Origin of the sequence: Bacillus cereus group sp. Bc061, assembly GCF_027715825.1 — a bacterium.
GTDB classification, from domain to species: Bacteria; Bacillota; Bacilli; order Bacillales; family Bacillaceae_G; genus Bacillus_A; species Bacillus_A paranthracis.
On sequence record NZ_JAQFTZ010000001.1, the window covers coordinates 861,657 to 886,086 of the forward strand.

Consider the following 24,430-nt stretch of genomic DNA (forward strand, 5'->3'; position numbering starts at 1 on the left):
TTTTACATTCTATGCTTAAAGGGGCAGCATTATTAGAAAAATAGAAGTGAAAATACTTTGTGTAACAAGCATTCTAAAATTTATAATCTGTGAATTAGGAAAATATTGAATGCTCCAGGTCAATATACTTTCTTAATTAAATTTATTTTAGAAAGTGACCTCAATATTTTTAAGTAAATCAACGGGAGAATTGAAAGGCAGGAGAAAGTAACATGTCAGAAAATTATCGTTCTCGAGAGGAGCGACGACAAGTTAAAAAGAAAAAACAGCCAGCTTCTAAAACACAAAAACCAAAAGGTAAAACATCATTTTTTCGCAAGTTTTTAATTACTTGTTTATTACTTGGTATTGTTGGTTTAGTGGGGGGAGTTGCTACCTTCTTCGTAATGATTAAGGATGCACCAAAACTTGAGAAAGCAAAACTTGTTAATCCGTTATCCTCAAAAATTTATGATAAAAATGGCGATTTGGTATATGAATACGGGAAAGAAAAGCGGACGAATGTTACGTATAATCAAATTCCTAAATTAGTAGAAAATGCATTTTTAGCAACAGAGGATGCACGTTTTTACGAGCATAGCGGAGTAGACTTTAAAGGTACTGCCCGTGCTGTTTTGGTGAGTCTTAAAGGAGATTACGGTTCACAAGGTGGAAGTACAATAACGCAACAGGTTATTAAAAATTACTTCTTATCGATGGAAAAAACATCAAAACGTAAAGTTCAGGAAATATATTTAGCGTATAAACTAGAACAACAATATTCAAAACATGAAATTTTAGAAATGTATTTAAATAAAATTAACTTAGGAAACCGTTCGTATGGTATCGCAACAGCAGCACAAAACTACTATGGTAAAGAATTGAAAGATTTAACATTACCAGAAGTTGCGATGCTTGCAGGTTTACCAAAAGCACCGAATAACTATGATCCGACGAAAACAGAAAATATTGAAAGAGCAACAGAAAGAAGAAATGTTGTACTAAAATTAATGAATCGACATGGTTATATTACGAAGGCAGAAATGGAAGAAGCTTCGAAAGTTAAAGTAACAGATGGACTTAGGACTGCAACTGTACAAGCAATGCCATATCCTGCATTTATGGATGCGGTTGTGAAAGAAGTTGAAAAAGAATTGCCAGATGCTAATATTGGTTCTGACGGTTTAGAAATTTATACAACATTAGACACGAAAGCACAGGATTTTGCTGATAAGATTTTAAATGAAAATATTATTAATTATCCAAATGATAAGTTCCAAGGTGCTTTCACATTTATGGATACGAAAACCGGAGAGGTTCGTGCTATAGGTAGTGGGCGCGGTGAAAATAAAGCCGTATTTAAAGGGCATAATATGGCCATTGAATTAGATCGTGCAGCTGGTTCGACGATGAAGCCAATCTTTGATTACGGTCCTGCAATTGAATACTTAAAATGGGCTACGTATCATCAAATTGATGATTCTCCATTTAAATATTCAACTGGACAAGAACTTCGAAATGCAGACAGAAGTCATTTAGGTCCAATTACTATGCGTGAGGCGTTAAAAATGTCACGTAACGTTCCAGCAGTTAAAACTGCAAAAGAAGTAGGACTTAATAAATCAAAGGAATTCTCTGAGAAATTAGGTATTACATTTAAAAAAGCGCCAACAGAATCTACAGCTATTGGTACAAACGAAGTATCACCAACTGAAATAGCGGGTGCTTATGCGACATTTGGTAATGGTGGTAAGTATGCAAAACCGCATTTTGTTAAGAAAGTAGTTTATCCAGACGGAAAGTCACAAAGTTTTGGACAAAAACCAAAACAAGTTATAGCTGACTCTACAGCATATATGATTACTGATATGCTGCGCTCAGTAGTGACATCAGGTACTGGTACAGCGGCAAATATTAGTTCTTTAGATGTTGCTGGTAAAACGGGTACAACAAACTATGATTCAAAACAATTAGCGAAATTTAACATTCCAGAAAGTGCAACTCGTGATAGTTGGTTTGCAGGTTATACACCGCAGTATACGATGGCAGTATGGACTGGATATATGAAAGATGGTAAAGACGAGTATATTAGTAGTAAAAATACGAAAATTGCACAGTTGATCTTTAAAGCAATGATGAGTCAGTTTGCTACTGACAAATCAAGATTTAAAATGCCAAGTAGTGTAATTCAAGAAGGTAGTGAGCTGCGTATAAAAGGTGAAAAACGTGATTCTTCTCCAAATACGAGCGTACCGGATACAACAGAAAAACCAAAACAAGATCAACAGCAAAAAACTGAAGAAGAGAAAAAGCAAGAAGAATTAAAGAAACAGGAAGAACTGAAAAAACAAGAAGAAGAAAAGAAACAAGAGGAACTTAAGAAGCAAGAAGAACAAAAGAAACTAGAAGAGCAAAAGAAACAAGAAGAAAAGAAACAAAATGAACAAAATAATGGAGGGGGCCAAGGAGATACGACACCTCCAGCAAATAACGGAGGAGGCCAAGGGAATACGACACCTCCAGCAAATAACGGTGGAGGCCAAGGGAATACGACACCTCCAGCAAATAATGGAGGAGGCCAAGGAGATACGACACCTCCAGCAAATAACGGTGGAGGTCAAGGGAATACGACACCTCCAGCAAATAATGGAGGAGGCCAAGGAAATACAACTCCACCAGCGACCACACAACCAGAAACTGGCGGTAATGCAGGAGAGGCCCCTGCTAATAATGGACAATAAGAAAATTTTATAAAAAATATTAAAAAGCACTTAAGATTTGTAAAAATTATAATCTTAAGTGCTTTTTTCTTTTAAATGCAGTAGCTATGAGACAATGTATTTTAAATATTAAAAGTACCATAGAAGTTTTGAAAATAAATTGAAGGAAAATGATAAAAAATTTGAGATTGAGGTAACGGAGGATAAGCGTGGCTTTGAAAGGGAGTACTACTTGGATGTGCACCATGATGCCAAAATGAGGGGGTAATTTGACCGGGAATTTGATAGTGTTGCCAAGTTGCGGGAAGTTCAATACCGACATCAGAACTAGCTGTATGAACGGCGGGAACGTGTATCCCAGGAGCCGAAGGAACTACGGCAGTTACTCTTGATGATACCCACATAAAAATATTCACTCCTAAGTTGCGATAATAAAGTAGTATATTCTTTTCACACATATAAAGGTACAGTTAGATAGGACTTTAGGCTAAAACATACGTATAAAGTTGTAAGACCAATTTAAATTGAAGGTAGACTATTTATTATAAAAAGATACGTCTATTTACGGAGGGAAAAGGAACAAGGAAACAGTAAAATAGAGGTGTTAATTGTAAGATTTTACGTTTTTATGGAGGAATATTTATGGAACGATTATGGACGAAATCATTTATTCAAATGACTTTCGCAATGTTATTCTTATTTACAGCATTTTATTTACTTGTTCCAACGCTCCCACTTTTTATTAAAGAGATAGGTGGCAATGAATCACAAGTCGGACTTATGATGGGAATGTTTACAATAGCGGCAGTTGTAATACGACCGATTATTGGAGGGATGTTGGATCAATATGGTAGAAGATCCTTTATTATTTTGGGACTCATCTTTTTTGGGTTAACGATGTACTCTTATCATTTAGCGACGACTATTGTCCTTTTAGCTGTTTTACGTGTTATTCACGGAGTAACATGGGCTGTTTCTACAACAGCTGTTGGAACAGCGATAACTGATATTATTCCAGATTCACGCCGTGGTGAAGGTATGGGTTGGTATGGAATGGCTATGACGATTGCAATGGCAATCGGCCCAATGATTGGATTATCGGTTGTACAAAATTATTCATTTCACGGCCTTTTCTTATTAGCAACTCTTTTATCCTTTATGGCAGTCTTACTATCGTTAATGACGAAAATGCCATTCACACCACAAAAAGAAAAAGGGAAAATACAACTGTTTGAAAAATCGGTTCTATCCATTACGATAGTTGTATTCTTTTTATCATTTGCATATGGAGGCATTACGACGTTTTTACCGCTATTTGCATCGTCAATTGATGTGAATCCTGGGACATTCTTTCTTGTATATGCAATTGCTTTAACGATTGTAAGGCCAATTTCAGGAAAACTATTAGATAAGTATGGAGAAGTATTTATCATACTTCCGGCACTATGCATTACTATTATTGCAATAGTTGTATTAACGATTTCAAATGATTTAATAGGTGTAGTTATCGCAGCTACATTATATGGTGTTGGATTCGGTTCAGCACAGCCAGCATTGCAAGCGGCAATGCTTACAATTGTCGATCCGAGTAAAAGAGGAGTTGCGAACGCTTCATTTTTTACAGCGTTTGATTTAGGAATCGGGTTAGGTGCTATTTTACTTGGAGTTGTTTCACAAATGTTTGGTTATCGTATTTTATTTTCAGGGAGTGCAATTTCAGCATTAATAGCCTTAATTATTTTCGTCTTCTTTGTAAAACAACGATTAGGAAAAAAAGAGTTTGCATAAACTGGGGGGAATAAAGATGAGAATTTCAATTGATCGTAAAGCTCTACAATGGTTCCAGGAAGAATTACGTATAAAGCACGGTGAATCTGTACGTTTTACTGTAAGGTACGGAGGGAATAGTTCAATTCAGCCTGGATATTCTTTAGGGATTGTTGCAGAGAAACCAGATGGGGAAATCGTGTCAGTTGAGAAGGAAGGTATTATATTTTTTGTAGATGTTGATGATCTTTGGTATTTTCAAAACTATGATTTATTTGTAAGTTATCATGAGGAAATGGAAGAAATTCAATTTAATTATGTAAAATAATAACTTTATTAAAAATGAATAAGTTTTATATAAAAATTATATTTAAGACATAGTGAAATAAATATCATATAGTAACGAGCTGTATTTATGTACAGCTCGTTTTTTCTATTTCGTAAATAAAATTAGAATAATTGTATATTTGGCGGTGTTATATGGAAAATCTTTATATCTTGTTTTTAAAAATATGCAAAGAAGTCTATTCTTTCTTTATAAAATATAAGAATTATTTTCGAAAAATTGTATTGTTACAGTAAGAAAAGTATAGGAAACTTATCATTATAAAATAAATTGAAATCTTCTAAAAACTCTGATACATTGAAATAGAAATGTAGTTTCACAATATTGTAAAGGCTTACAGTTATGTGCACGAAGATCTATTAGGATTGGAGGAAATAATGATGAAAGCTGAAGAAAAATTTTCCCCGGGATTAGATGGTGTAGTGGCAGCGGAGACGAAGATTTCGTTTCTTGACACAGTGAAAGGTGAAATTGTAATTCAAGGGTATGATTTAATCGAACTCTCAAAAACAAAAGAGTACTTAGACATTGTGCACCTTTTATTGGAAGAACATCTACCGAATGAAGATGAAAAAGCAACACTTGAAAAGAAATTAAAAGAAGAATACGCGGTACCAGAAGGTGTATTCAACGTACTGAAGGCATTACCGAAAGAAACACACCCTATGGATGGATTGCGTACAGGTGTGTCCGCATTAGCTGGTTACGATAATGATATTGAAAACCGCTCGTTAGAAGTAAACAAAAGTCGCGGATACAAATTATTGAGTAAAGTACCAAACATTGTAGCGAATAGCTATCATATTTTAAATAATGAAGAGCCAATCGAACCACTTAAGGAATTATCATATAGCGCGAATTTCTTCTATATGTTAACAGGTAAAAAACCAACTGAACTTGAGGAGAAGATTTTTGATCGTTCCCTTGTTTTATATAGTGAACATGAAATGCCAAACTCTACATTTACAGCGCGCGTTATTGCATCTACGCAATCCGACTTATATGGTGCTTTAACAGGTGCGGTTGCATCTTTAAAAGGTAGCTTACATGGCGGTGCAAACGAAGCGGTTATGTACATGCTTTTAGAAGCTGGTAATGTTGAAAAGTTTGAAGAGTTATTACAGAAGAAACTATATAACAAAGAAAAAATTATGGGCTTTGGACACCGTGTATATATGAAGAAGATGGATCCAAGAGCTTTAATGATGAAGGAAGCTTTAAAGCAGTTATGTGATGTGAAAGGTGATTATACACTATATGAAATGTGTGAAGCTGGAGAAAAGATTATGGAGAAGGAAAAAGGAATTTATCCGAACCTTGATTATTACGCAGCTCCAGTATATTGGATGCTTGGTATTCCAATTCAACTGTACACACCAATCTTCTTTAGCTCTAGAACAGTAGGACTATGTGCGCACGTTATTGAGCAACATGCGAACAATCGTTTGTTCCGTCCACGTGTAAATTATATTGGCGAGCGACATGTGCTTAGTAAATAAGAACAACTGGGGAGTTGTTAGCACCGCCCGCCAGATGGGTGTTTGACCGACACCCATCATTAATAATAACGAATTTTCGACAGAAAGGGAAGGATAGCATGATTAAAACAAATGAAATTAAACAAAAAGATGCATTATTAGAAGAGATTACGGATTATGTATTAAATAAAGAGGTAACAAGTGCAGAAGCATTCAGTACTGCTCGTTACGTATTACTTGATACACTTGGATGCGGAATTTTAGCATTACAATATCCAGAATGTACGAAATTATTAGGACCAGTTGTACCAGGAACAATCGTGCCAAATGGTACACGTGTACCAGGTACGTCATATGTACTTGATCCAGTGAAAGGTGCATTTAATATCGGATGTATGATCCGTTGGTTAGACTATAACGATACTTGGCTTGCAGCAGAGTGGGGACATCCATCTGATAACTTAGGCGGAATTTTAGCTGTGGCAGATTATATTAGCCGTGTTCGTATTTCAGAAGGAAAAGAACCGTTAAAAGTACGTGAAGTATTAGAAATGATGATTAAAGCACATGAAATTCAAGGTGTACTTGCTTTAGAAAACAGCTTAAACAGAGTTGGTCTTGACCACGTATTATATGTAAAAGTAGCAACAACTGCTGTAGTTGCGAAAATGCTTGGCGGAACACGTGAAGAAATCTTTAATGCATTATCACATGCGTGGATTGATAATTCTAGTCTTCGTACATATCGTCATGCTCCAAATACTGGATCACGTAAATCATGGGCAGCAGGTGACGCGACGAGCCGCGGTGTTCATCTTGCAATGACTGCTCTAAAAGGTGAAATGGGTTACCCTACAGCATTATCTGCACCAGGATGGGGATTCCAAGATGTATTATTCAATAAACAAGAATTAAAATTAGCAAGACCATTAGATTCTTATGTAATGGAAAATGTATTATTTAAAGTTTCATATCCAGCAGAATTCCATGCACAAACAGCTGCAGAATGTGCTGTGAAATTACATCCAGAAATTAAAGGGAAATTAGATGAGATTGACCGTATTACAATTACAACGCACGAATCAGCAATTCGTATTATTGATAAAGAAGGTCCATTAAATAACCCAGCGGATCGTGATCATTGCTTACAATACATTACGGCAATTGGTTTATTAAAAGGGGATATCGTTGCGGATGATTATGAGGATGCAGTAGCAAATGATCCACGTGTAGATGAATTACGTAATAAGATGGTTGTTGTTGAAAATAAACAGTACAGTTTAGATTACCTTGACCCGAACAAGCGCTCAATCGCCAACGCTGTTCAAGTTCATTTCAAAGATGGAACTGTAACAGAAAATGTGGAATGTGAATATCCACTTGGTCACCGTTTCCGTAGAGACGAAGCGATTCCAAAAGTTGTTCAAAAATTCACTGCAAATATGGCAGGTCATTATTCTAGTAAGCAACAAGAACAAATTCATGAAGCTTGTTTAAATGAAGAGAAACTAGAAAATATGAATGTAAATGAATTTGTAGATCTATTCTTAATTTAATAATAGGGGGAATTTAGAATGGCTTGGGTTGTGAATAAACAGTCAACACAAGAAGAGCTTGCGAATCGCTTCCGAGCTTTAGTAGAAGCAAATGAAATTTTGCAAATTCCAGGTGCTCATGACGCAATGGCAGCTCTTGTTGCGAAAAATACAGGTTTTTCAGCTCTTTATTTATCAGGAGCTGCTTATACTGCAAGTAAAGGGCTACCTGATTTAGGAATCGTGACGTCTACTGAAGTAGCAGAGAGAGCAAGGGATCTAGTAAGAGCTACAGACTTACCAGTTCTTGTTGATATTGATACTGGATTCGGTGGCGTCCTAAATGTAGCGAGAACAGCAGTAGAAATGGTGGAAGCGAAAGTAGCAGCTGTCCAAATTGAAGATCAGCAATTACCAAAGAAATGTGGCCATTTAAATGGTAAGAAACTCGTTACGACAGAAGAATTAGTTCAAAAGATTAAAGCGATTAAAGAAGTTGCACCGAGCTTATATATTGTAGCGCGCACAGATGCTCGTGGTGTAGAAGGATTAGATGAAGCAATTGAAAGAGCGAATGCATATGTAAAAGCAGGTGCAGACGCAATTTTCCCAGAAGCGCTACAATCAGAAGAGGAATTCCGTCTATTTAATAGTAAAGTAAATGCACCTTTACTTGCCAATATGACTGAGTTCGGGAAAACGCCGTATTATAGTGCAGAGGAATTTGCGAATATGGGCTTCCAAATGGTTATTTATCCTGTAACTTCACTTCGCGTAGCAGCGAAAGCGTATGAGAATGTGTTTACTTTAATTAAGGAAACTGGTTCTCAAAAAGATGCACTTTCTAATATGCAAACGAGAAGTGAGTTATATGAAACAATTTCATATCATGACTTTGAAGAACTAGATACTGGAATTGCAAAAACAGTATTATCAGAGGATCAATAGATAAAACAACTAAGGCGATGAGAATACATCTTTAGCAAGACAAACTGCTTGATGTGAAAATTCATCGCCTTCTGTTTTCAAAAATAAGATATTCCACTCATCGTAGACGAGCATATGTAGTAGCAAGTAAGGCCGAAATGATAGGGGGATTCAGATGGAGAAAACGAAGTTACCGTGGGATGAATTTTTTTCACTTAATAAAGATGTGAATCATGCTTTCTTTACGCCAGAAGATTTTTCAGGAGACGAAGATTTAATCGCAAAAACGACTGAACAATTCGTTAAACAAGAAATTGTTCCACAAATGGAGAATATTGAACAACATAACTATAAAGTTTCTCGTCAATTGTTTGAGAAAGCTGGAGAACTTGGATTATTAAGTATCGAGGTTCCAGAAGAATATGGCGGATTTGAATTAGGAAAGGCAGTTTCAGGGCTTGTAGCAGAAAAAATGGGATACGCTGGTGCATTTAGCGTTTCATTTAATATACACGCAGGTGTAGGTACATTGCCTTACATATATTACGGAACGAAAGAACAAAAAGAAAAATATTTGCCGAAAATTGCATCAGGAGAATGGATTGGGGCTTATGCTTTAACTGAACCAAATGCTGGTTCTGATGCTTTAAGTGCAAAAACGAGTGCAGTATTAAATGAAGATGGTACTGCTTGGAAGTTAAATGGTGAGAAGCAGTGGATTACAAATGCTCATATGGCAGATGTATACGTTGTTTTTGCGAAGACAAATAAAGGAATGACAGCGTTTATTGTCGAAAGAACATGTGAAGGTGTATCTATTGGGCTAGAAGAAAAGAAAATGGGGATTAAAGGTTCTTCAACAGCGACGCTTATTTTAGAAGATGTTGTCATCCCTGCAGAAAATGTTTTAGGGGAAGTTGGGAAAGGGCATCATGTAGCTCTTAATATTCTTAACTTTGCTAGATTAAAACTTGCCTTTGGAAATATTGGAACAGCAAAGCAAGCAATTGGATTGTCCGTTCAATATGGAAAAGAACGTAAACAGTTTCAAACGGAATTAGTAGACTTTACGATGATTCAAGAGAAAATTGCAAATATGATCATTGCTACATATGGAGCAGAAAGTGCAGCGTATCGTACAGCAGGTGTAATTGATGAAGCAATTCATGAGAGCGATGAAGATCTTATGAAGAAAATGTCTCAATTTGCAATTGAATGTGCACTGAATAAAGTAAATGCTTCTGAAACACTTGGTCATATCGTAGATGAAGCTGTACAAATTCATGGTGGTTACGGTTATATGCAAGAGTATGAAGTAGAACGATTATACCGTGATGCTAGAATTAGTCGTATTTTTGAAGGGACGAACGAAATTAATAGATTAACAGTTGCCAAAATGTTAATGAAGCAAATGGAACAAATTGAAGATACTGAAATAGAGATTGATGTAGAAAATGTCGAAAGAAACCATCGTTACATTTTATTAGCGAAAAAATTGTTGAAACAATCTTTGAAAACGCTCTCTAAAACTCCAGGTTTAAAAATTGATCAAGAGCAAGAATATTCACGTGTATTATCAAATATGTTAACGGACGTGTACGTCATGGAATCAGCATTTTTACGTACGAGTAAAGCAATTAGTAAAAATGGTGAAGAGAAAGAACGTACGAAACAAATGATAACTGACGTTATTTGTGAAGAAGGCTATCGCAAAGTAGAAGAAGCGGCGATTTCTATACTTTCAGCGGCTGTTACAGAAGAACAAGATAGACACGTAATTTTAGCTGAAATTCGTCAATTATTAGTACCTTTATATACGAACGTATTTACAAAAAAGAGAGAAGTTGCGAAAGCTATTATAAATCGTGGAAAGTATATTGTGTAAATAGGAGGAAAGCGATATGAAAAAGATTGGTTTTATCGGCTTAGGTAACATGGGTCTTCCGATGTCTAAAAATTTAGTTAAATCAAGTTACACAGTATATGGAGTGGATTTAAATAAAGATGCTGAAGCTTCCTTTGAAAAAGAAGGAGGAATTATTGGCTTATCAATCTCAAAATTAGCAGAGACATGCGATGTGATTTTTACAAGTTTACCTTCACCTCGTGCTGTTGAAGCGGTGTATTTTGGACAAGAAGGATTATTTGAAAATAGTCATTCGAATGTAGTTTTAATTGATACAAGTACTGTATCTCCACAGTTAAACAAACAGTTAGAGGAAGCGGCAAAAGAAAAGAAAGTAGACTTTTTAGCGGCCCCTGTAAGTGGTGGGGTAATTGGAGCCGAAAACCGTACATTAACGTTTATGGTCGGTGGATCAAAAGAGGTATATGAAAAAACGGAATCTATCATGGGTGTATTAGGTGCAAACATCTTCCATGTTAGTGAGCAAATTGATAGTGGTACAACTGTTAAATTAATTAATAACCTATTAATAGGTTTTTATACAGCTGGTGTAAGTGAAGCATTAACATTAGCGAAAAAGAACAATATGGATTTGGATAAAATGTTTGATATTTTAAATGTAAGTTACGGCCAAAGTAGAATTTATGAGCGCAATTATAAAAGTTTTATTGCATCAGAAAACTACGAGCCAGGTTTTACTGTAAATTTATTAAAGAAAGATTTGGGGTTTGCAGTAGATTTAGCGAAAGAAAGTGAACTTCACTTACCAGTAAGCGAAATGCTATTAAATGTATATGAAGAAGCAAGTGAAGCTGGGTATGGTGAAAACGATATGGCTGCTTTATATAAGAAAGTTAGTGAACAATTAATTTCTAATCAAAAATAATAGATTTATAAACATCATAAAAAAGGAGAGAATATAATGATTACAACTGAAATTAAACGAGTAAAAAATCATATTAATGGTGAGTGGGTAGAATCTACTGGTACAGAAGTAGAAGCAGTTCCAAATCCGGCGACTGGAAAAATTATCGCTTACGTTCCGCTATCTCCGAAAGAAGATGTTGAAAAAGCTGTTGAAGCGGCAAAAGCAGCATACGAAACATGGTCTAAAGTACCAGTTCCGAATCGTTCAAGACAATTGTATAAATATTTACAGCTTTTACAAGAAAACAAGGAAGAACTTGCAAAAATCATTACGCTAGAAAATGGTAAAACATTAACGGATGCAACTGGTGAAGTGCAGCGTGGTATTGAAGCAGTAGAACTTGCGACGTCAGCACCAAATTTAATGATGGGACAAGCACTTCCGAATATTGCTAGCGGCATTGATGGATCAATTTGGCGCTACCCAATCGGAGTTGTCGCTGGTATTACACCGTTTAACTTCCCGATGATGATTCCATTATGGATGTTCCCACTTGCAATTGCTTGCGGTAATACATTCGTATTAAAAACATCTGAAAGAACGCCACTTTTAGCAGAGCGACTTGTAGAGTTATTCTATGAAGCTGGCTTCCCGAAAGGCGTATTAAATTTAGTGCAAGGCGGAAAAGATGTTGTAAATAGCATTTTAGAAAATAAAGATATTCAAGCTGTTTCGTTCGTTGGATCTGAGCCGGTAGCTCGTTACGTATATGAAACAGGTACGAAACACGGAAAACGTGTACAAGCGTTAGCTGGTGCGAAAAACCATGCGATTGTTATGCCAGATTGCAATCTTGAGAAAACAGTACAAGGTGTAATTGGATCTGCATTTGCAAGTAGCGGAGAGCGCTGCATGGCATGTTCAGTAGTAGCAGTAGTTGATGAAATTGCGGATGAATTCATCGACGTACTAGTAGCAGAGACGAAGAAGTTAAAAGTAGGTGACGGTTTCCACGAAGATAATTATGTTGGACCATTAATTCGTGAATCTCATAAAGAGCGTGTATTAGGCTATATTAACAGTGGTGTAGCAGATGGAGCTACTTTATTAGTAGATGGCCGTAAAATTAAGGAAGAAGTTGGAGAAGGTTACTTTGTAGGTGCGACAATCTTTGATGGTGTAAATCAAGAAATGAAAATTTGGCAAGATGAGATTTTTGCTCCAGTATTAAGCATTGTACGTGTTAAAGATTTAGAAGAAGGTATTAAACTAACAAATCAATCTAAATTTGCAAATGGAGCGGTTATTTATACATCAAGCGGTAAACATGCACAAACATTCCGTGATAACATCGATGCGGGCATGATCGGTGTAAACGTAAACGTTCCAGCACCAATGGCATTCTTCGCATTCGCAGGAAATAAAGCTTCATTCTTTGGTGATTTAGGTACAAATGGTACAGATGGCGTTCAATTCTATACACGTAAAAAAGTTGTAACTGAGCGCTGGTTTTAATATAAAGTAGACAGCCAAATCAGTTGTTAAAAGAAAACCACCACTATGAATAGTGGTGGTTTTCTTCTTGTTAATTGCTTTTTTCAAAAGCGAGTTTAATACCAAAACCAATTAAGACAATTCCTGTTAACCCTTGAATATAACGTTGTGTCTTCGGTTTTTTCATAAAAGCACTAATTTTATCAATTAAAAATATATAAAAAGCGAACCAAATAACTGTTAAAACTAGGTAAGTAAGGCCCATTATAAGAAGTTGGATAAACGTATTATGATTTGGATTTAAAAATTGCGGTAAAAATGTTAAAAAGAAGACTGCGATTTTAGGGTTTAATAAATTTGTAAGAAACCCTTGGCGAAAGCAAGAAGTATTCTCGTTTGCGTTATTCAAAGATATATCGTTCGTATTGACGCCTTCTTTATTTCTTACTGCTAAAAGAGCTTTAATACCAATATAAATTAAATATAGAGCTCCAACGTACTTGAAAATAGAAAATAAAAGAGCTGACTTTACAATAAGTGCGGAAAGTCCGATTACTGCTGCTAAAGTATGAATCAATAGTGCAACACATGTACCGAACACTGTTTTCACCCCGCCTACCTTACCAGCAACTAATGTGTTTTTCGTAGCCATTGCAGTATCAGGACCAGGTAAAATAATAAGACAAATAGACATAATGATGAAAAGAAAATAATTTTCAATCATAGTCGCTCCTCCTTCTTTTATTTTTAGAATATTTAATTAAAAATAGTGTAGCACATAATTTGATTTAATAAAATTAAATTTTATTAAAATTTATTAAATAGGAAAAAGGCTATATAGGCGTGTAATTATACGACTATATAGCCTCAATTTAATCCCGTATGAAAGGGCGATTGCTTCTACTAATAATAAGAGGGAGATAAACCCTACTTATTAAATTCTCACTTTACGCATTAAGTAAGTTAAAGAACCGGTTTACATCTTCTTCTGAAACATCACTTAACTGCTTATATTTATAATTTGGATTTTGGTCTTTATCAACGACAACAGATCGTACTCCTTCAAAGAAATCTTCATGTCTCATGAAGTTTTTAGCAAGTACAAGGTCAGTAGCGAAACATTCTTCAACGGACTTATTTTGTCCATCAATAAACTGTTTTAATGTTACTTTTAGTGAAATAGGAGATTTTGATAATAACGTTTCTTTCGCTTTTAAAGAAAAGGAACTTTGATCTTTCTCTAATGAATGAATAATTTCTTCAATTGTATCGAATGCAAAATGTGAATTAATTTCTTCTAATGAAGGAGCAAGCTCGCTTTCTAATGTTGGAGCAGTTGCAAATGTACGAATGACTTCTTTTAAATGAGTATGTACATCATCTTCTTTAGACCAATTTACACTTTCCAGTTCAGTAAGGAAATTTGGTAATGAATCAGATGCAATAAAATAATCAGCAGCGTTTATAAATAATACGTCAGAAGCTTTTAAAATAGATGCTGTTAAAGCGACATAGCGGCCGGCATACCCTGGAGCTTTATTTAAGAAATAAGCAGCACCGACGTCTGGGAAGAAGCCAATATTCATCTCTGGCATTGCCCATTTCGTACGCTCAGTTACAATTCTGTATTTCGCACCATTTGTAAGACCGACACCACCACCCATTACAATTCCATCTAAACAAGCGATAATCGGTTTTTTATATTGATAAATATATGTATCAATTTCATACTCTTCTTCAAAGAAACGTTCCGCATGCTGCAATGCAGCTTCATTTGAACGTGCTTCATAAAGAGTTTTAATGTCGCCACCTGCACAAAAACCTTTTGTGCCAGCTCCTTTTAATACGATAAGCGCAATTCGCTCATCATGTTCCCACTCTTTCAGTTTTTGCCCAATTGGTTGCAACATGTCATAAGATAAAGAATTAAGTGCTTTTGGGCGGTTTAAAGTAATTGATGCAACGCCGTTTTCGCTAACAGAAAATAAAACGTGTTCAGTCATAATTCATCCTCCCTTACATATCTTCTTATTCTTAATTCTTTATACGTACTGAAATGTCCTTTATAAATTTTGTCTAAAGTTGGCGGTATATGTTAATTTATCCACTGCATATTTTGACGAGTTATATTTGCAGGATTTTGGAGGTTGAAAATGAATATTACAACATTACTGTAATTGTAATTATTTGAAGTTACCATGATAAACACGCTATTATATATGTGTAAATTGTACATAATCACTTCGAAAAGAGTATTTGAAGTGATTATAATGAAAGAAAAATTGCTTTTCATTAGAAATAGAGAAAGGAGAAATCGGAATGCCAGTACCTTTACTATTGTCGGTGATTATTTTGTCTTCTTTAATGATAGGGATAACGCAATATTTTCATCATACAGATACGACAGAGGAAGTGAAGGATAAAGTACGACTTGTATTTCCGATTTTTATCATATCTATTTCTTTTTGCATTTTATTAAATAAAGATGGGTACATTGTTGCAGTATTTTCATTTTTTGTAGCGATTGTTTTCATTACAGTTTTATATTATGTAATGAAAGAATTTATCCAAAAATAAAGATGTCATATGAGACATTTTTATTTTTGGAAAGAATAAAATTTCACATACCGTATTATATGTGAAATTAAAAAAACATATCACAATAGAAAAGTATGTACTTTACCGTGTATTTACTTGTCAATCTTGCATAGCCAATATACTATTAATAGTGTAGAGATTAGAAAAAGGGGTTGTATCTATTATGAAATTTGAGATGCACACAAAAATTATTTCAAATGAAAAAGAAGTAAGATTACATATAGAAGAAAACATATTTCAATTAAAATTGGATGGTTATCACTTATTTACAGTTCAAGAAATATTACCTTTATATAAATCAAATGAAGAAAGAATCGGTAGTGCAATGATACAAAAGTTAGAATGGGAGAACGGAAAAACTACAATAAACTATCAACTTGTATCACTAAATTCAGTAAATTAAAAGGAGCAGGAAACGATGAAGTTATTTCATACAGCCGATTGGCATTTAGGAAAGCTTGTTCATGGCGTGTATATGACTGAAGATCAAAAGATTGTATTAGATCAGTTTGTACAAGCTGTTGAAGAAGAAAAACCAGATGCCGTAATTATTGCAGGGGATTTATATGACCGAGCAATTCCACCTACGGAAGCAGTAGACTTATTAAATGATGTGCTGCAAAAAATAGTGATTGATTTACAAACACCAGTTATTGCAGTCGCAGGAAACCATGATAGTCCAGATCGTATTCATTTTGGAAGTAGTTTAATGAAGAAACAAGGATTATTTATTGTGGGGCAATTTCAATTTCCATATGAGCCAATTATATTAAATGATGAATATGGGGAGGTTCACTTCCATCTCATTCCTTATGCGGATCCAAGTATAGTGAGACATGTATTGAAAAACGAAGACGTACGTTCTCATGATGATGCGATGCGTATTTTTATGAATGAGCTTTCTGAAACGATGGATAAAGAAGCTAGACATGTATTTGTTGGTCATGCATTTGTAACTTCTGCGGGCGAAGCGGAAGAGAATACAAGTGATGCTGAACGACCGCTTTCAATTGGTGGTGCTGAATACGTGAATAGTCATTATTTTGATAAGTTTCATTACACAGCGCTTGGACATTTACATCAAGCGCATTTCGTACGTAATGAGACAATTCGATATTCAGGTTCTCCACTTGCATATTCTATTTCTGAAGAAAAACATAAAAAAGGATATTATATTGTGGAATTGGACGAGCAAGGTGAAGTAACAATTGAAAAAAGGTTACTTACACCACGCCGTAAAATGCGAACAGTAGAAGCGAAAATAGATGAATTGTTACAACATCCAGTAAGTGAAGATTACGTGTTTGTAAAATTATTAGATGAAAATCCTGTCTTGCAGCCAATGGAAAAAATACGCTCTGTTTATCCAAATGCAATGCATGTTGAAAGAGCCATTCAAAGACGAGAGTTCACTGAGTCAAATGAAGTAACTGTTTCAAGACATAAAATGGATGATTTATCATTATTAAAGGCTTTTTATAAAGAAATGAAAGGCTTAGATTTATCAGAAGAGAAAGAACGTCTATTTGTAGAAGTATTACAAACAGTGCAAGAACGGGAAGGTGAACGAGGATGAGACCGATTCAGCTTATTATGACGGCATTTGGCCCATATAAACAGAAAGAAGTAATTGATTTTGACGATTTGGGAGAGCATCGTATTTTCGCCATTTCTGGAAACACGGGCGCCGGAAAGACAACGATTTTTGATGCGATTTGTTATGTTTTATATGGTGAGGCAAGCGGAGAAGAACGAAGTGATACGAGCATGCTCCGCAGTCAATTTGCTGATGATAATGTGTATACAAGCGTAGAATTAACCTTTCAGTTAAAAGGGAAACGTTATGAAATAAAACGACAACTGGGACATAAAAAACAAGGGAACAAGACGATTACGGGACATGCAGTAGAATTATATGAAGTAATTGATGAAGAGAAGATTCCGGCTGTTGATCGTTTCCATGTAACGGATGTAAATAAAAAAGTAGAAGATTTAATTGGTTTAAGTAAACATCAATTTAGCCAAATTGTTATGTTACCGCAAGGGGAATTCCGAAAACTATTAACATCTGAGACAGAAAACAAAGAAGAGATTTTGCGTCGTATTTTTAAAACAGATCGTTATAAGTTAATGCGTGAGTTACTTGACCAAAAACGAAAACAATGGAAAGACGTCTTACAAGAAAAACAGAAAGAGCGAGAGTTATATTTCCGTAATGTTTTTAAATTACCAATTCGTGATGGAGCATTATTAGAGACATTAGTGGAACAAGACCATGTAAATACGCATCAAGTAGTAGAGGCATTAGAACAAGAGACAGCTGCGTATAAGGCAGAGGTGGAGCAATTACAAGTAGAACAAGATATTCAAACGAAGCAATTAAAGGATGCTGAAACACGTTTTCATGCAGCGAAGTCTGTAAATGAGAAATTTATAGATTTACAACAAAAGAATGAGAAATATAATACTTTACAAGAAAAACGTTCAGTAATTGAAATGAAAGAAATATCTTTTAAGCGTGCGGAACAAACGAAGCGCTTATTACCATTTGAACAGTGGTACGAAGAAGCAATGCAAAATGAGCAGAAAGCTGAAAGTTTGTTAAAACAAATTATCGCTAAAAAAGAAAATATAATGAATAATTTTGAACTTGCTCAGGAGAAATATGAAGCAGTAAAGAATAAAGAACCTGAGAGAGAAAATGCAAAAAAACTTGTTCAAAGATTAGAAGAGTTACAACCGATTATTGCATCATTAGCTGAGAAACAGTTGAATTTACAAAATGCAGAAATTCAACTAGGAAAATTAAAAGAAAGTATGCAAAACTTAGATCGACAATTAGAAGAGAATACAAATCAAAAACAGCTAATGTCTGGTGAATTACAGCAATTAGAGCGAGCGCTTGAACGATATGTAGATAAAGTAGAAGAACTAACGAATATGCGAGAAGATGCAAAAGTTTTAAAGCAAGCATATGACGTATGGCAAGAAAAACAAAAATTCGAGCAAGAAAAAGAAACTGCATTTATTAAGATGCAAGAGAAAGTTCGTGCATATGAGAATATGGAACGTCGCTGGTTAAGTGAACAAGCTGGTATATTAGCTCTTCATCTACATGATGGTGAATCTTGTCCAGTATGTGGCAGCACGAACCATCCGAAAAAAGCTTCAGAGCAAAGTGATGCCATCAATGAAAAAGAGTTAAATGATTTAAGAGACAAGAAGAACATTGCTGAAAAATTACATGTGCAAGTAGAGGAGAAATGGAATTTCTATCATCTTCAATATGAACAAGTAATAGAAGAGGTTAAGAAGCGAGGTTATCGCTCAGAAGAATTAGCTGAAACATATAGTGCGCTTGTTCAAAAAGGAAAACAATTAGCAACTGAAGTGAATACGTTAAAAGCAAGTGAAGAAACGCGTAAGCAAACAGCTGTGAAAATAAAAAGCATAGAAGAAAAAGTAGATGCACTTCAGAAACAAAAACATGAGGTAGAAACAGAACAGCACCGTATAGAAATGGATTGTATGCAGCTTCGTACGTCATATGAACATGATAAGAAAAACATTCCTGAAAACTTACAAACAGTCCAAGCTTGGAAAGTTCAGTTTGACCAAGCTATGCATGAGCTCAAATTAATGGAGGACGAATGGAAGAAAGTGCAGGAGGCGTATCAACATTGGCAAAATGAAAATATACGTATTCAAGCAGAACAGGAAGGTGCTTCTAATCAATTTGAAAGTGCAAAATCGAAGAAAGAAGAGACTTTCACGCGCTTTATGAAAGAGCTTGAACAGAGTGGATTTACAGATCAAATTACGTATAAAGAAGCGAAATTAAGTGATGCCGAGATGGATATGTTACAAAAAGAAATTCAAAGCTATTATTCATCTCTTGAAGTACTTGCAAAACAAATTGAAGAGTTACAGGGTGAATTAAAAGATAAAGAGTATATGGATATTACAGCGTTAGGTGAACATATAAAAGATCTAGAAATTAACCTTGATATCATTAAAGAAAAACGCCAACGTGCGCAAAATGCGGTAACATATATTTCTGATTTACATGAAAATATTAGGCGTATTGATGAGCAAATTCATGAGGAAGAAAAAGCTTTCCAAGAACTTGTTGACTTATATGAAGTAATGAAAGGTGATAACGAAAGCCGTATATCATTTGAACGTTACATCTTAATTGAGTATTTAGAACAAATTGTTCAAATTGCAAACGAACGATTACGTAAATTATCAAATGGACAATTTTATTTAAAACGAAGTGAACGAGTTGAAAAGAGAAATCGTCAAAGTGGATTAGGTTTAGATGTATACGACGCGTACACAGGCCAAACACGCGATGTAAAAACTCTATCTGGCGGCGAGAAATTTAATGCATCGCTTTGCTTAGCGCTCGGAATGGCAGACGTCATTCAAGCATATGAAGGTGGTATATCCATCGAAACGATGTTTATCGACGAAGGATTCGGTTCATTAGATGAGGAGTCATTAACAAAAGCTGTAGACGCATTAATTGACTTACAAAAATCAGGCCGATTTATCGGTGTCATTTCACACGTTCAAGAGCTGAAAAACGCAATGCCAGCTGTATTAGAAGTAACGAAGCAGAAGGATGGGTGTAGTCAGACACGGTTTGTGGTGAAGTAAGTTCAATTGTAATTCATATTATTTGCGATTCTTTAGTATAGAACTTTTGATAAAATAAAGGGGCTGTCTCATAAGTCTCTTTCGAAGTAAGATCACATGAAATCGAAAAGGCAGAAATGTTATAAAATCAACATTTCTGCCTTTCACTTTTTATACGATTTTGGCTAAAAAGCATCTTTTGGGACAGCCTCTTTATTTGTTATTCAAAATTAGATAATTCACCTATGAGTTATCTGTAGAAGACGGCGTATTTTCCAAACGATTATAAGCTTTAAAAGCCGAAATTGCCGAGATAACACCGCCTACTAAAAATAAAGCCGATCCACCGACCAAAATGATACGACTGACATATGTTTCGCGCGCTTCTTCAACTTCTTCTTGTAACATTGTAGGCATTTGAATTCCCCCTAAATAACATTTATTTTGTAGATAGTATATACAAACGCCTAAAATATGTTAAAATCACTGGATAGTGTTAGGAGGAAATATGTAGTTAGATGTGAATTATTTGAAAAATCTTCATTACAAATTTATGCGAACTTCACATAGAGCACATATTAACATTGTATTATGTATATGTACCAAATAAATAAAGTGAATGTAAGTTCTGTTTTCAAAAATTTAAAATCCTTTTATTTCTATATGAAAGTTTTAATCGAGGGTTTTAAAAATTTTGGAAATAGATCTTATAAAAATGGAATTCATATAAAAGGGGAATGTCTTATGACAACATATACGAGTGAAATGAAAAAAACTTTAGTTTCAGAAGAAGATGTAGATATTTTAAAAATTATGGCGCATCCAATCCGACTGCAAATTGTAAATGAATTAAGTACAAGAAAAACTTGTAATGTAACACAATTAACAGAGTTACTGAACATCCCGCAATCTACTGTTTCACAACATTTATCAAAAATGAAGGGTAAAGTGTTACGAGCAGAGAGAAGAGGTTTAGAAATTTATTATCATATTAACAATTTAAAAGCGAGTAAGATTGTTAATGTTTTAGGGTATATAAACTAGTGAAATATTTTTATATAAAATAGCCCCTGCTGTTTAGCAGGGGCTATTTTGGGTTGTTTTATGTATTTGCATTTAAAACTTTATAGTTTTTATGATTTACAATTGTTCGATCAAATTCAAAAGTACCACCGCTTACATTTGTAATTTCAACTAAGACCGATTCAGTATAAAGTTTTAATACAGATCCTGTAATCTTTAAATTGTTTCGTTGAAAAAGTATAGTATCCCCTACGTTTGCTTTCATAGTACCTCCTCATTAAAGACAGAAATATTTTTTATTATATATATTAAACCACGTATAAGTATATTAGTGAATATTTAGTTTTATTTATCAAAAAAATATTTGTAGTCTAATAGAAGAGTATAAAGTACTCCTATGCTAAAAGTTATATTTTATTATAAGCAAAGTAAATTGTTTTCAGCATCAGTGAAACAATATTTCTATGTAATATATACTGCAGCTAAACAAATTATTTAAAAGACAAATACTATGTAGCCCAAAACGTAAAGTAAATAAGTAAGGGTTTTTTAGGAGTACAAAAAAATATATGTTTAGGAATAAGATCCCTTTTGGTAAAATTCCAATTAAAAACATAGAAAAACTTTAATATAAAAAAAGGTAATCAATTACAAATGGAGAAGTAATATATACGAAAGGAGAGATTTATATGAATAAAGGGAAAAAACAAGTTAGTCAACTTAGTTTTCTGGTGAATTTTTTGAACGACAAGGGGAGTTGTGTAAAGATTTAATAGTATCCCCTTGTGAAAAAATGGTTGGGGGAATATATAAATGATAACAGAAATGAATATTAAAGTAGTTTGTGAAGAAGCATTTTCAAAAAGAGAAATAAAAATTTTAGAGACATTTCTTTCAACTTTAGCGGGGCATTCTAACGCTCTCGTTACAAAAGAGGGGATGTTTTTAAATCCTTTAAGTAAAGAGAAGAGTGTGATGTATTATCACAACTTTGTATTTGTAAAATCACTTACAGAAGAAATGTGTGCAGAATTAAAAGAAGTTTTGACAAGACGTATTAAAAATGCTTTCATTATGATGGAATTTGTAGAGCCAATTATTACATTTGAAGAAACAATTATAAATGTATAAAGAAAGTCAGGCTTATGAATTAATTTAATAAAACCGTCTCTTTAATGTTTATTAAAGAGACGGTTTTATTGTTTTACTATTGAAAAAAGGATTCAAAAACATATGTAAATTTAACTTATACAAAACAATATGAACAACTATTACGTATTTAAAAAACATTTTTTTGTATTTCATCCTTCGTTTTCTGTAACTGATTCCATGTTTTTGACGCCCTGCCTTGTAAGTGCTTACATAACTGAAAACATCTTATACAATGAAGGTGTTAAATCAAAAGAGATGACCAAAATGAACATAAAAAAACAAGACTTAGCGAAAAGCATTGAAATAGAAAGAGGAGGCGGAAAGGTATGAAAAAATCAAAGGTTAATCCATGGCTTGTTGTCCTTGGTACAGTAATAGTTCAAATGGGACTTGGAACGATATATACATGGAGTTTATTCAATCAGCCTTTAGTTAGTAAATACGGTTGGAGTCTTAACGCGGTTGCGATAACTTTCTCAATTACTAGTCTTTCCTTAGCATTTTCAACTTTATTTGCAAGTAAATTGCAAGAAAAATGGGGACTTCGTAAACTTATTATGATAGCTGGACTAGCATTAGGACTAGGATTAGTACTTAGTTCACAAGCTTCTTCGTTAATATTGCTTTATATACTAGCAGGAGTTGTTGTAGGTTACGCAGATGGTACAGCTTATATTACTTCACTATCTAATTTAATTAAGTGGTTCCCTGAACGTAAAGGTTTAATCTCTGGTATATCTGTAGCTGCATATGGTACAGGTAGCTTAATTTTCAAATATATAAATGCAAAGTTAATCGATTCCGTTGGTGTATCGCAAGCGTTTATATATTGGGGTTTAATTGTTACAGCTATGATTGTCCTTGGAGCTTGTTTAATCCATCAAGCTGCTGATCAAGGTGCAGTTCAGGAAACAAACACTCATGAATATACAATGAAAGAAATGTTAGGCACAAAACAAGTATACTTATTATTCATCATGTTATTTACATCATGTATGAGTGGCTTATACTTAATTGGTATGGTAAAAGACATTGGTGTTCAACTTGTAGGGCTTAGTGCAGCGACAGCAGCTAATGCGGTGGCTATGGTTGCAATATTTAACACATTAGGTCGTATTATTCTAGGACCGTTATCAGATAAAATTGGTCGTTTAAAAATCGTTACGGGTACTTTTGTGGTTATGGCGAGTTCGGTATTAGTTCTAAGTTTCGTAGATTTGAATTACGGTATCTACTTCGTATGTGTAGCAAGTGTAGCGTTTTGTTTTGGTGGAAATATTACTATTTTCCCAGCTATTGTTGGTGATTTCTTCGGTATGAAAAACCATAGTAAGAATTACGGAATTGTGTATCAAGGATTTGGATTTGGAGCGCTTGCAGGTTCCTTTATCGGTGCACTTCTAGGTGGATTCAAACCAACCTTTATGGTGATTGGCGTACTATGTGTCGTGTCATTCATTATCGCAATTTTAATTCGAGCACCTAAACAGAAAAAAGAACAAGAAGAAGAGTATCGCAGCGTAGCATAAGTATATAAATCTTCTATAACACTATAGTTACGAAAAAGCATCCTGTTAAATAGGGTGCTTTTTTGAGTTATTTTAACAAGGTTAAATTACTTTTTATTTTTTTTGATATAAAAGTGAGTGAAATATCCGTTTGGATTATATTGGAATATAATAAATCGATACATCGTATTCGAAATATGTATTAAATCTTAAATAATAAAGAAAATATGAATTGATGTTTGCAAGATATATTTTCAGACAAATATTGAGAAAATAAATGCTCGACTTTTTGTTAAGGCTTTGTAACTGAAGAGACCTTCAGTTTATCATCTTCAATTTTTACAAAGAGGAGTAAGAATTAAAGTATTAATGTAAGTGTTTATTAATACTTTTAGATGTAATTGTATTGAAAAGCACTAAAGTTTTTATCTGAAAAATAAAAATAGGTTGACAAGTTTATTGAGAAAGATTATCATTTCGGTGTAAGA

Annotated in this window: 21 protein-coding genes; 16 read left to right on the forward strand and 5 right to left on the reverse strand. The window is 34.3% G+C overall.

Translation table 11 applies throughout. The features are described from left to right. Positions 1–212: 212 nt before the first annotated feature. Positions 213–2,720, forward strand: a complete 2,508-nt coding sequence (locus PDQ40_RS04470; RefSeq protein ID WP_048556981.1) for a PBP1A family penicillin-binding protein — start codon at positions 213–215, stop codon at positions 2,718–2,720. 101 nt (positions 2,721–2,821) lie between these two features. On the opposite strand, the gene PDQ40_RS04475 is transcribed toward PDQ40_RS04470, so the two are convergent. After that, a complete protein-coding gene (locus tag PDQ40_RS04475) occupies positions 2,822–3,103 on the reverse strand; it encodes a hypothetical protein (protein ID WP_000270175.1) in 282 nt (93 codons plus the stop codon). A gap of 238 nt (positions 3,104–3,341) precedes the next feature. On the opposite strand from PDQ40_RS04475, the gene PDQ40_RS04480 reads away from it, so the two are divergent. From PDQ40_RS04480 to PDQ40_RS04515, 8 genes are all read left to right on the forward strand, one after another. Then, positions 3,342–4,487 carry an MFS transporter gene (locus tag PDQ40_RS04480; RefSeq protein ID WP_000440647.1) on the forward strand — a complete coding sequence of 382 codons (1,146 nt, stop codon included), beginning with the start codon at positions 3,342–3,344 and terminating at the stop codon, positions 4,485–4,487. A gap of 16 nt (positions 4,488–4,503) precedes the next feature. After that, positions 4,504–4,794, forward strand: a complete 291-nt coding sequence (locus PDQ40_RS04485) for a HesB/YadR/YfhF family protein (RefSeq protein WP_001222846.1) — start codon at positions 4,504–4,506, stop codon at positions 4,792–4,794. 395 nt (positions 4,795–5,189) lie between these two features. Beyond that, positions 5,190–6,311, forward strand: coding sequence for a citrate synthase (gene mmgD, locus PDQ40_RS04490; RefSeq protein ID WP_002170253.1), 1,122 nt, complete (start codon positions 5,190–5,192; stop codon positions 6,309–6,311). A gap of 98 nt (positions 6,312–6,409) precedes the next feature. Further along, complete coding sequence (gene prpD / locus PDQ40_RS04495; RefSeq protein ID WP_000598131.1) at positions 6,410–7,846, forward strand: 2-methylcitrate dehydratase; 1,437 nt, start codon at positions 6,410–6,412, stop codon at positions 7,844–7,846. 18 nt (positions 7,847–7,864) lie between these two features. After that, positions 7,865–8,773, forward strand: coding sequence for a methylisocitrate lyase (prpB, locus tag PDQ40_RS04500; protein ID WP_000312650.1), 909 nt, complete (start codon positions 7,865–7,867; stop codon positions 8,771–8,773). 154 nt (positions 8,774–8,927) lie between these two features. Next, positions 8,928–10,637: an acyl-CoA dehydrogenase family protein gene (locus PDQ40_RS04505; protein ID WP_000416020.1), complete on the forward strand. Its 1,710-nt coding sequence runs from the start codon at positions 8,928–8,930 to the stop codon at positions 10,635–10,637. Between the two features lie 16 nt (positions 10,638–10,653). Continuing rightward, the gene (locus PDQ40_RS04510) at positions 10,654–11,544 is read left to right on the forward strand and encodes an NAD(P)-dependent oxidoreductase (RefSeq protein WP_000719422.1); all 891 of its coding nucleotides are present in this window, start codon (positions 10,654–10,656) and stop codon (positions 11,542–11,544) included. 36 nt (positions 11,545–11,580) lie between these two features. After that, positions 11,581–13,041, forward strand: coding sequence for a CoA-acylating methylmalonate-semialdehyde dehydrogenase (locus PDQ40_RS04515; RefSeq protein ID WP_000633352.1), 1,461 nt, complete (start codon positions 11,581–11,583; stop codon positions 13,039–13,041). A 70-nt stretch (positions 13,042–13,111) separates the two neighbouring features. Here the strand turns inward: PDQ40_RS04515 and PDQ40_RS04520 are convergent, their stop codons facing one another. Beyond that, the gene (locus PDQ40_RS04520; protein ID WP_000572339.1) at positions 13,112–13,744 is read right to left on the reverse strand and encodes a LysE family translocator; all 633 of its coding nucleotides are present in this window, start codon (positions 13,742–13,744) and stop codon (positions 13,112–13,114) included. A gap of 223 nt (positions 13,745–13,967) precedes the next feature. Further along, complete coding sequence (locus tag PDQ40_RS04525; RefSeq protein ID WP_000134902.1) at positions 13,968–15,023, reverse strand: enoyl-CoA hydratase/isomerase family protein; 1,056 nt, start codon at positions 15,021–15,023, stop codon at positions 13,968–13,970. A gap of 316 nt (positions 15,024–15,339) precedes the next feature. Here PDQ40_RS04525 and PDQ40_RS04530 point away from each other — a divergent pair, with 316 nt between their 5' ends. The 4 genes from PDQ40_RS04530 to PDQ40_RS04545 all read left to right on the forward strand — a co-directional run bounded on the left by PDQ40_RS04530 (position 15,340) and on the right by PDQ40_RS04545 (position 20,280). Continuing rightward, entirely contained in the window at positions 15,340–15,597 is a 258-nt protein-coding gene (locus tag PDQ40_RS04530; RefSeq protein ID WP_001145041.1) for a hypothetical protein, read from the forward strand. Between the two features lie 184 nt (positions 15,598–15,781). Next, positions 15,782–16,021 carry a DUF2584 domain-containing protein gene (locus tag PDQ40_RS04535; protein ID WP_000667348.1) on the forward strand — a complete coding sequence of 80 codons (240 nt, stop codon included), beginning with the start codon at positions 15,782–15,784 and terminating at the stop codon, positions 16,019–16,021. A 15-nt stretch (positions 16,022–16,036) separates the two neighbouring features. Next, positions 16,037–17,194, forward strand: a complete 1,158-nt coding sequence (locus tag PDQ40_RS04540; protein WP_000765138.1) for an exonuclease SbcCD subunit D — start codon at positions 16,037–16,039, stop codon at positions 17,192–17,194. Then, the gene (locus PDQ40_RS04545; protein WP_001247430.1) at positions 17,191–20,280 is read left to right on the forward strand and encodes an AAA family ATPase; all 3,090 of its coding nucleotides are present in this window, start codon (positions 17,191–17,193) and stop codon (positions 20,278–20,280) included. The genes PDQ40_RS04540 and PDQ40_RS04545 overlap by 4 nt, the downstream gene beginning before the upstream one ends. A 222-nt stretch (positions 20,281–20,502) precedes the next feature. On the opposite strand, the gene PDQ40_RS04550 is transcribed toward PDQ40_RS04545, so the two are convergent. Continuing rightward, entirely contained in the window at positions 20,503–20,676 is a 174-nt protein-coding gene (locus PDQ40_RS04550; RefSeq protein WP_001142747.1) for a hypothetical protein, read from the reverse strand. Between the two features lie 327 nt (positions 20,677–21,003). Between PDQ40_RS04550 and PDQ40_RS04555 the strand changes: the two genes are divergently transcribed. After that, positions 21,004–21,303 carry an ArsR/SmtB family transcription factor gene (locus PDQ40_RS04555; protein ID WP_000214794.1) on the forward strand — a complete coding sequence of 100 codons (300 nt, stop codon included), beginning with the start codon at positions 21,004–21,006 and terminating at the stop codon, positions 21,301–21,303. A gap of 58 nt (positions 21,304–21,361) precedes the next feature. Here PDQ40_RS04555 and PDQ40_RS04560 read toward each other — a convergent pair whose 3' ends face one another. Next, positions 21,362–21,547, reverse strand: a complete 186-nt coding sequence (locus PDQ40_RS04560) for a YkvS family protein (RefSeq protein WP_000646792.1) — start codon at positions 21,545–21,547, stop codon at positions 21,362–21,364. Between the two features lie 548 nt (positions 21,548–22,095). Between PDQ40_RS04560 and PDQ40_RS04565 the strand changes: the two genes are divergently transcribed. Next, entirely contained in the window at positions 22,096–22,413 is a 318-nt protein-coding gene (locus PDQ40_RS04565; protein WP_000627294.1) for a hypothetical protein, read from the forward strand. A gap of 347 nt (positions 22,414–22,760) precedes the next feature. Then, positions 22,761–23,963, forward strand: a complete 1,203-nt coding sequence (locus tag PDQ40_RS04570) for an L-lactate MFS transporter (RefSeq protein ID WP_000748917.1) — start codon at positions 22,761–22,763, stop codon at positions 23,961–23,963. Positions 23,964–24,430: the final 467 nt, after the last annotated feature.